We start from the raw sequence: 9,216 nt of genomic DNA on the forward strand, positions 1-9,216 counted from the left end.
GCAGGAGGGAGCCATATTGAACAGAAAAGTTATATTAGCTATTGCAGATGGAATAGGAGATCTTCCACATCCTTTGCTTGAAAACAAAACGCCATTGGAATATGCAGATACACCTAATCTAGATAGATTAGCTTCTACGGGGGTTACAGGCATCATGGATTTGATTAGCCCTGGCATTCCAGTAGGCACTGATATGGGGCATCTAATTTTGTTTGGTTATCAGCCTCATCATTATCCGGGACGTGGGCCAATTGAGGCTTTAGGAATTAACATGAATGTTCTTCCGGGCGATATCGTGCTGAGGTGCAACTTTGCTGCAGTGGATGAGAATGGGATTGTCGTTGATCGCAGGGCAGGACGGATACGCAATGGAACAGAAGAGCTTGCTGATGCGATTAACGGGTTAGAAATAATGGGAGTGAGCATATATTTCAAACCGGCTACAGAGCATCGTGCTGTACTTATATTAAGAGGAACTGGGCTCAGTGATCAAATCAGCGATTCAGATCCGAAAGCGCCAAACGATGGCTGCCCATATCATACTATAGTCTCGCTTGATTCCTCGGCGGAGTCCAAACGAACAGCGATGGTTCTAAATTTGTTTCTTCATAAAGCGCATGTCATCTTATCCAATCATCCTATTAATGTAGAGCGTATGAAACAAGGGGAATTAGCAGCTAATTTTATTCTCACGCGAGGAGCTGGACAGATGATTCAGCTTGATCCCATAACCGATGCTCTTCAAATGAAGGGCAGTTGTATTGCTGGAGAGAGTACCGTCCTTGGCGTTGCCAAATTGGCTGGCTTTAAATCGGTAACAGATAGTAGAATGACAGGAAATATGGATACAGACATTGTACTAAAAGCTAAGCTGGCACTTGAAGAAATTTCTGAAAATGATTTTGTATTAGTGCATCTAAAAGCACCCGACGTTAAGGGGCATGATAATAAACCGTTTGAAAAAGCAAAAGCGATTGAATTGTTTGATCAAATGGTAGGAATTATAGCGCAGGGAATATCTGAAGATGTATATTTGGCTGTGGCGGCTGATCATTCTACCCCTTGTGAAATCGGTGAGCATACCGGCGATCCCGTGCCTATTTTAATCAATGGACCTAGTATTCGAATAGATCGAACCAAACAATATAATGAATTAGATTGTGCGTATGGAGGATTAGGGCGTCTAACTGGACATGGGTTTATTCAAACATTGCACGGATTAATTGGACGAGTGAAAAAGCAGGGTAATTAGGGTAGGATGAGAAGATCAATTTTATTCACAAAAGCAAGGCGAAGCGACAGTTGTAATTAAATATTTGCTGGTATAAAGGTTAAGCCGCGTTTCCGAAACGTGGCTTTCTTTTTCTTTATTTATATCCATGCGCAGCAGCCTCAAAATGCTGCTGCTTTTTATTCAGTGGTTAATGCGGCAGACGCGGGCTATCTTGATCTCATCCGTAAAAGCAGCAACTATTTTAACTCGATTATGGTCGTAGATGAATCAGTACGAAGCAGCTTATCGTATTTATCAATGAGCCTTTATATGACGAAAAAGGAATCTATCGCGGTTTTATTGGCGGGATATTCCTATTTTCCGGAAAATAAATGGGGAATTGTAGTATATACCGAAATGAGTGCGATCAACGCACGATTGAATATCCAAATCCGACAGATTTTGCTTTATTCGCTTTTACCATTTATTCTATTAATGCTTGCAACGATGATAGCGGAAGTGAAAAGTGAGTATTTGTATTCATTTAATAGAAATCATTAGATTTGAATGAACGTATAAAAGAGGTGAAGATATGATTTCAATAGGCCTTGCAGGATGGGGCGATCATGACCAGCTGTATGTTCCAGTTAGCAAAGCGGGCAGCAAGCTGCGGCAATATGCAAAACATTTTCCGGTAGTAGAGGTAGACAGCACCTTTTATGCCATACAATCTAAAGAGCGATTCAGCAAATGGCTGGCAGATACGCCGGAATCCCTTCACTTCGTCGTTAAAGCTTATCAAGGGATGACCGGACATCAGCGCGGGCCTACAGTGCCGGCTTCGGAGACAAATGAAATGTTCGGTGCATTCCGGCAAATGCTGGAGCCCGTAATGGAGACAGGCCGATTGACGGCAGCCTTGTTCCAGTATCCACCGTGGTTTGATTGTACAGCAGCCAATGTGCGAATTCTGCGGGAGACGAAAGCAAGAATGAATGGCATTCCTTGCGCGCTGGAATTTCGTCATCAAAGCTGGTTTACACAGGATTACTGTGAGAAAACGCTGGATTTCATGAGGCAGGAGCAGTGGATGCACAGTGTTTGTGATGAGCCGCAGGCAGGAATCGGCTCCATACCGATCGTTCTCACAGCAACCGATGCACAATCAACTATTGTGAGGTTTCATGGACGCAATGTGTCTGGTTGGAATCAAGCCAGTGCGCCGAATTGGCGCGAAGTTCGTTATTTATATCGCTATAGCGAGGAAGAGCTGCAAGATTGGGCGAATAAGCTGCGGCTGCTGGAGCAGCAGAGCGAGCATATTTACGTCATTTTTAATAACAATTCCGGAGGGGACGCAGCAGACAACGCGAAGCGGATGATGGAGATACTGGGACTGACTCGCCCGAACGGCGAAAGTCCGAATGAGCCGCCGCCCCCGATTATCGAGCAGTTGGATTTATTTTAGATTGACGAATCAACACTTTAATAAAAATTGAATACGCTGAGTAGGCGGGGGGACTGTTTATGAGAACGATCAATGTGTATCACTATGACGTATTCAGCAATATTCCAAACATGGGAAACCCTGCGGGAGTCGTATTTAATGGTGATGATCTTTCCGAAGAGCAGATGCTGACCATCGCAGAAAAAGTAGGCTTCAATGAGACGGCATTTCCGCTGAAATCGGATAAGGCTGATCTTCGAATTCGTTATTTTACGCCAGGCCATGAAATAAATCTTTGTGGACATGCAACGATGGCAACCATTTACGCGCTGCAAACGAAAGGGCTGCTGGATCATCCTTCAGCATTCACGATTGAAACAAAAGCAGGAGTATTGCCGATAAAAATCGATTTTGAAGCAAATGGTGAACCTCTTATTACGATGCGGCAAGCCTCTCCTCAATTTCAGCCATTCCATGGTTCTTTATTGGAGCTGGCTCATTCTATGGGCATCGATGAAAGTGAGATCGAGACGGAGCTCCCCACTGTGTATGGAAGTACCGGTGCGTGGACCTTATTAATTCCTATAAAAAACCTGAGCACTTTCAGTAAAATGAAGCCAAACAATTCGTTGTTTCCACATATTTTAAAAGAAATGCCAAGAGCGTCCATCCATCCGTTTTGTTTAGAAACATACGATGTAAATGCACAGATGCATGCCCGTCATTTCTCATCGCCATTTTCAGGAACGATTGAAGATCCCGTAACAGGTACGGCTTCTGGTGTAATGGGAGCATACTATGCGAAGTACATAGATAAAAATTCTGAAAAATCAATTCATCTTGTCGTTGAACAAGGGCAAGAGAGTGGCCGCAATGGCAGAGTTGGTGTATCTGTAACGAGGAATGTTGATCAGCTTGATATCGAGATTACTGGCAACGCTATTTATGTTCATGAATTTGAGATACAACTACCTAAAGCAGCAGTGATAGATTGAGGGTGCATTTAATAGATGTATAAACATATAATATTTGATTTTGACGGCACACTAGTAGATTCAACGTCGGAAATTATGATCGTTTATAACGAATTAGCAGTAAAATATAATTTTAAAAAAGTAAATCATGAAGAATACAAATTATTAAACCATCTATCATTAAAAGAACGGTTTAAAGCTTTAAACGTTCCGATGTATAAGATCCTTTTGATTAGAAAAATAGGAAAGGAATTTAAGGAGCGCTATAAACAGCATCTTAACTCGATATTATTTATTGATCAGATGAGAGAAGTGGTAAATGCTCTTCAAAATAAAGGTTATAAAATCGCAATTATTACATCGAACTCTGCAGCGAATGTCTCTAATTTTTTACATACTCAAAATTTCAAGGGTATCCATGAAGTTCGATCCTCAAATGGACTATTCGGAAAACACCAAACGCTAAAAAAATATTTGAAAGATAAACAATTAAATCGTGAAGATGTTATTTATATCGGTGATGAAACACGGGATATTATTGCATGCAAGAAATGCGAAATTGATGTCATTGCAGTGTCTTGGGGATTGGATACAAAAGAATCATTGCTGGCAGAGAGTCCGAATTATATAGTCGATCAACCGCATGAAATTAGGGAGATCTTAATAAAATAGAAGAAAAAATTATTGAAAATTAATAAAAAGATACGTAATTTTAAGTATGAGAATTATCCAATCGATACCGATATAAAAATTTAAACTCGAGGCGAGCATTACGAATTATTGCGTGGTTATCAACGAACCAGCGGATGGCTTACATGGTAAGTCAATAAATAACGGACATTAAACCAGGGGAGATGAGAGTCTCCTCTGATTTGCATGCTTACTGCCATGCCTGTTCATAGGTTACTTTTAGGTTACTAAGTAAAAAGAAATTGCGTACTTCATATTTATATATTGTTGTACTATTATTAGCCTTATAAGGCTTAAGCAGATGAATAAAGAAATGATTCCGACATTCGTGGAAGCGTTATCATGATATTAACCAACCATGCTATACCATTTTAAATTACGATAAAACTGACGAGGTGAACGAAATGAAAGTTGTTGTGACAGGAGCTTCGGGCAATGGAGGTCAGGCCGTATGCAAAGCATTGGCCCAAGCTGATTATACCGTTCGGATGGCAGACGTTATGCCCCCTCAGTCTGATGATTTGAAGCAGCTTGAGTTTGTTAGATGTGACATTAGGACGCCAGGCGATGTACAGCGTGCGGTAGAGGGCATGGATGCCGTTGTTCACCTAGCAGCATGGCATTGTGCACACAATCCGCCAGTTAGTAATGAAACTATTTTTTCTGTTAATGTCGATGGTACGTTTTATCTATTAGAAGCATGCAAGCAAGCTGGCATAAAAGCGATTGTCTATGCCTCCTCGATGGCATTCGGATGGGGCTCGGTTTATGGAGTAAGTAAAGTCATCGGGGAAGACCTCTGCAAGGCTTATTATGAAATGACAGGCGCATCGATTGCAATGCTTCGATATCATGAATTTATTCCTCGGCCATATTTAGAGTTTGGGGAACGATTGCTTCGCAATGGGGTAGATAGACGGGATGTGGCGGCAGCTACAGTGGCATCGGTCAAAGCAGCTTTGGAAAAGAAGATTGGGCTATTTCGCACAATTGTACATACCAATCATCATATGCCGCAAGAGGTTGTTCAAAACTTCAGCGAGCTTGGCGCAGAATGGTGTGAGACACAAGTGCCGGGTGCAAGCCGCCTGTTGAAGAAGTATGAGTTGACGCTGCCAAAACAAGTTGAGCAGCATGATCTGTCGGAGGCAGAGAAGATGCTTGGATGGAAACCGGCATACGGTTTTCTTGAGTTTTTGAGAGACTTAAAGAGCAGAGATGAAAAAGGGATTGACGTTGCTAATCTGTGGGTTCCTTCGGAAATTCCAGCGTTAAATGAATAGGTTGAATAGTGAAAAGCAGCGCTGTCTGAGGATAGCGCTTGAATAAGAAAATGCCATATTTAGGCGTACAAGAGGTGGTCCCTGCAAGCGCGGGGCCATCTTTTTTTATGATTTTTTTGATTTCATGACATTTTCATTTATTTGGCGTATTATAATGAGCGTGCTTAACCATAGCGAAAAGAAGGAGTTGAGTTCTGTAATGGATAGTCGAAGTAGCGCCGAACCCGAGCCAAGCTTGTTGCAGGGGGAAGTCATGAACAAACCAATCTTCAGAAGATTGATTACTGAACTGAAGGTCAACTCTTTTGTATGGCAGGGGCATTTCTGGCTTCCTCATTAATCTGAGGAGGTTGTAACCATGTTGAATATTTATATTACTGACGAGCACGGAATACTGAAAGAAACGGATGAGATTACTTCAGGATGCTGGGTCAATCTTGTAGCACCAACGGAGCAAGAAATGAATCTAGCAGCTGCTAAAGCACAAATTCCTTTGGATTTTATAAAGGACCCATTAGATGAAGAAGAACGATCAAGGATTGAAAATGATAATAGCAATGTGCTTATCGTTGTAAATCTGCCATTGGTTTCGACGGATGACAAGGGTATTCCCATGTATGATACGATTCCACTAGGGATGATTATAGCGGACGATTGTTTTATTACAGTGTGTCTAAAAGACAACCCGATTTTCCACGTTTTTGCACAAAATAAAATAAAGCAATTTTACACGTACAAAAAAACAAGATTTTCATTTCAAATTTTATATTTGATAGCGACTTCATATTTGAAGTACCTTAAGCAAATTATTAAAATGACAGACGAAATAGAGAAAAAATTGCATCAGTCGATGAAAAATAAAGAACTTTTTTCCTTATTGAATATGGAGAAAAGCTTGGTCTATTTTACAACCTCATTAAAGTCAAACAACATCGTCATGCAGAAAATGCTGAAAAGCAAATACATGAAAATGTATGAGGATGACCAAGAATTGCTAGAGGATGTCATCGTAGAAAACCAACAGGCTATTGAAATGTCTGAAACGCACACGACGATATTAAGCGGTATGATGGATGCTTTCGCATCGGTCATCTCCAACAATCTGAATATTGTTATGAAGTTTTTGACATCGATTACGATTATTTTATCGCTGCCTACGATGGTCGCAAGTTTCTATGGGATGAACGTTAAAATTCCGTTTCAGGATTACCCTCATGCCTTTTTTATCGCGATGACCATTTCTGTTATTTTATCGAGTATCACAGCCGTTATCTTCTGGAAGAAGAGGTTTTTCTAAACTATAGCTGCTTTAAATGAAGTAGAGGCTGTTCTAAACGTAGATTTATCTACTTTTAGAACAGCCTCTTTTGGGATTAGATGAGCTTATTTAATGAACTGGAAGCAGCGAATCAATGAATTCACTAATCTGCTGGTGATATTCATCCCAGAGATAGTCTTTATTCTCAATGATTAGTTTTGGGATGTCCCACGCATTAACAATCGCACGGACAAAGGACTGACTCCGTGACCACACCTCTGCAGCTTGTTTGAAATCCTCATCTGTATGCAGGGAGACAGGACCCCATTCATTTCCTCTTACGCTGCAAATAAACCGCCATTGTTTCTCAACATCCACTTGATAATAGTAAATAAGGCTAGGTGCCAGTGGTGCCAGTATCTGCTGTAGGGAAGAAGAGAAAGCGAGAAGCTTCTGTTTATCCATGCCCATGAGATGAGCGACACTAATGGTGTCTTGAAGAAACACACTTTCAATAATAATGACATCATGGGCACTGTTTAGCTCAGCTTGAACAAAGTCAAGATAACGAGTGGTGAGAAGCTGTATGAACTGATCTGCTTCTGCTTCATTTGTGAAAGAACTGAACTCCGGTCCTTGTAAGAGCAGGGGATGTAGTGCTTCCTCTTCTAAAAAACACCTTGCTGCTACTTGTTTTGAATTTAGTTTATCTAAAATGGATTTAGCTGTTGTCGTTTTTCCAGAGCCAGGAATACCGTCAATAATAATTAATCTTTTTTGTTTACTCATGTACAGATCCTCCCTAAATTTAAAATGAATAAGGACGGATCATTCTTGGTTTCAGACAGCAAAAATTGAAATTAGCGTTCATTTTCACTTGTTTACCTCCAAACGTTTGGATTCTAACATTAGATTCGCTTCGTTATATTCATTTCCCTTTTTCTGGTGAGGCTCATTTCACTAGGAATGTTAATTCAACCTTGCTTTGAGTGTATGAGACCAAAGCTTGTGAATTTCTGCTGCAGAACAGTTGAATGCATCTTCAAAATCGAGTGGATTTCTGATGATTTTATTAAGGGCGTCAATGCCATAGTGTTGTAAAACAAATTCAGAGAGCGTATAAGAAAATTGAAACCCCTTTTTCTCATCAAATTCCCATGTGTTATCTTCTAAATCCTCAAAAGTAGGAATTTGGCTGTGTTTCACAAGCTCTGCTATTGAAGAATCGATGTATTCCTTTGTCATGAGACCAGCTTCGTATCCGCCTAGTCCTTGGTATAACCATTTTGGAGCGGCAGGGTTAATATCTGTCACCAACCAAATCGTATAGAGATGGAGTGTTGATTTAAGAATGGATTGATACGTATGTTCTGGACCTGGATGGAGCGGAGAAGCAATTTTTATCGTATTATTCTCAATTACACCCATAAACCAATTGGGCGCATCTGGCTCACCAACCGCATGGTGGAAGGATTGAAGATCTGGATAAATTTCTATTGATATTTTTTTTGAAGGTTGATGTCTTAATTGCGTACAAATACGATCAACGCTGGTTTTCAGATGATTGATGATATCTTGATACACCTTGCTATCCTGCTCGGATGCACCCTTAAGCTCATTTTTACTAATAACAGTAATATAGTCGATTACAGACATAAAGCTTCGAACCTCCTCGTCATTGTGCAATTCTTTTCTTAACTTTTCTAAAGCTCTGTACAGGCGATTTTTGACTGCGCTTAATTTCATCTGAGTAATCTCGGACACCTCTTTCAAAGTGCAGCCGACATCATAATGGAGCGAAATGATTTCACGATCAATCTCGCTTAATTGTTCTAAAGCTAAGGTGATATCGATTCGTATCTCTACATTTTTGGTGAATTCAAAAGATATAAAACGATTTTCTAAGTGGTTTAAGTCTACATAGGTTTCGCAATTACGATCTTTTCTACGGAATTCATTTTTTAAATTGTTGTTCGCAATATGGCATATCCAAGTGAATAGACTAGAATCACCACGAAAACTATTGATGTGCTCCATAGCCTTCATAAATGTTAGCTGTGTTAAATCCTCTGCAGTCTGAATGTCGACCTTCAGCGAGAGAAGTCTTCTAATTCTATCGTAATATAGCGTGAAAATGTCCTCGAATTTGTCGTGGGCCCCTGACATCAAGTGAACCTCCCCCTGTCTTCACGTTTATTAGACACCAGGGAGATAGAAAAAGCCACAGCAAAATGTATTATTTATGGATTGAATTTTTTGTTAGTGCTTAAAGGAAAACCTCCCGTTAATTCGATAAATAAATGGCTTTTTGCCCCATTAGCAGGAAATTCCTATATAGCCCCCTAATCCAT

General features: G+C 40.4%; 10 protein-coding genes. 8 read left to right on the forward strand and 2 right to left on the reverse strand.

Going from position 1 to position 9,216, the window contains the following annotated elements:
- Window positions 1-16: 16 nt before the first annotated feature.
- From apgM to ACIFSR_RS33150, 8 genes are all read left to right on the forward strand, one after another.
- Window positions 17-1,252, forward strand: a complete 1,236-nt coding sequence (gene apgM, locus ACIFSR_RS33115) for a 2,3-bisphosphoglycerate-independent phosphoglycerate mutase (RefSeq protein ID WP_430063419.1) — start codon at window positions 17-19, stop codon at window positions 1,250-1,252.
- A gap of 99 nt (window positions 1,253-1,351) precedes the next feature.
- On the forward strand, window positions 1,352-1,774 hold the full coding sequence (locus ACIFSR_RS33120) for a hypothetical protein (RefSeq protein WP_430063421.1): 423 nt from the start codon (window positions 1,352-1,354) through the stop codon (window positions 1,772-1,774).
- 31 nt (window positions 1,775-1,805) lie between these two features.
- A complete protein-coding gene (locus ACIFSR_RS33125; RefSeq protein ID WP_430063423.1) occupies window positions 1,806-2,681 on the forward strand; it encodes a DUF72 domain-containing protein in 876 nt (291 codons plus the stop codon).
- Between the two features lie 59 nt (window positions 2,682-2,740).
- Window positions 2,741-3,655, forward strand: a complete 915-nt coding sequence (locus ACIFSR_RS33130) for a PhzF family phenazine biosynthesis isomerase (protein WP_430063425.1) — start codon at window positions 2,741-2,743, stop codon at window positions 3,653-3,655.
- A gap of 15 nt (window positions 3,656-3,670) precedes the next feature.
- Complete coding sequence (locus ACIFSR_RS33135; protein WP_430063427.1) at window positions 3,671-4,306, forward strand: HAD-IA family hydrolase; 636 nt, start codon at window positions 3,671-3,673, stop codon at window positions 4,304-4,306.
- 422 nt (window positions 4,307-4,728) lie between these two features.
- Entirely contained in the window at window positions 4,729-5,607 is an 879-nt protein-coding gene (locus tag ACIFSR_RS33140) for an NAD-dependent epimerase/dehydratase family protein (protein WP_430063429.1), read from the forward strand.
- Between the two features lie 199 nt (window positions 5,608-5,806).
- On the forward strand, window positions 5,807-5,947 hold the full coding sequence (locus ACIFSR_RS33145) for a hypothetical protein (protein WP_179089775.1): 141 nt from the start codon (window positions 5,807-5,809) through the stop codon (window positions 5,945-5,947).
- Window positions 5,948-5,965: 18 nt separating this feature from the next.
- A complete protein-coding gene (locus ACIFSR_RS33150) occupies window positions 5,966-6,904 on the forward strand; it encodes a magnesium transporter CorA family protein (RefSeq protein ID WP_430063431.1) in 939 nt (312 codons plus the stop codon).
- A gap of 90 nt (window positions 6,905-6,994) precedes the next feature.
- On the opposite strand, the gene ACIFSR_RS33155 is transcribed toward ACIFSR_RS33150, so the two are convergent.
- Together ACIFSR_RS33155 and ACIFSR_RS33160 are read right to left on the reverse strand one after the other, a co-directional pair.
- Window positions 6,995-7,654 (reverse strand): hypothetical protein, encoded by a 660-nt coding sequence (locus ACIFSR_RS33155; RefSeq protein WP_430063433.1) that lies wholly within the window; start codon window positions 7,652-7,654, stop codon window positions 6,995-6,997.
- Window positions 7,655-7,834: 180 nt separating this feature from the next.
- A complete protein-coding gene (locus ACIFSR_RS33160; protein WP_430063437.1) occupies window positions 7,835-9,031 on the reverse strand; it encodes an RNA polymerase sigma factor in 1,197 nt (398 codons plus the stop codon).
- Between the last annotated feature and the right edge of the window lie 185 nt (window positions 9,032-9,216).

The sequence above is a fragment of the Paenibacillus sp. NRS-1760 genome (genome assembly GCF_050467785.1).
In the GTDB taxonomy this organism is placed as follows: domain Bacteria; phylum Bacillota; class Bacilli; order Paenibacillales; family Paenibacillaceae; genus Pristimantibacillus.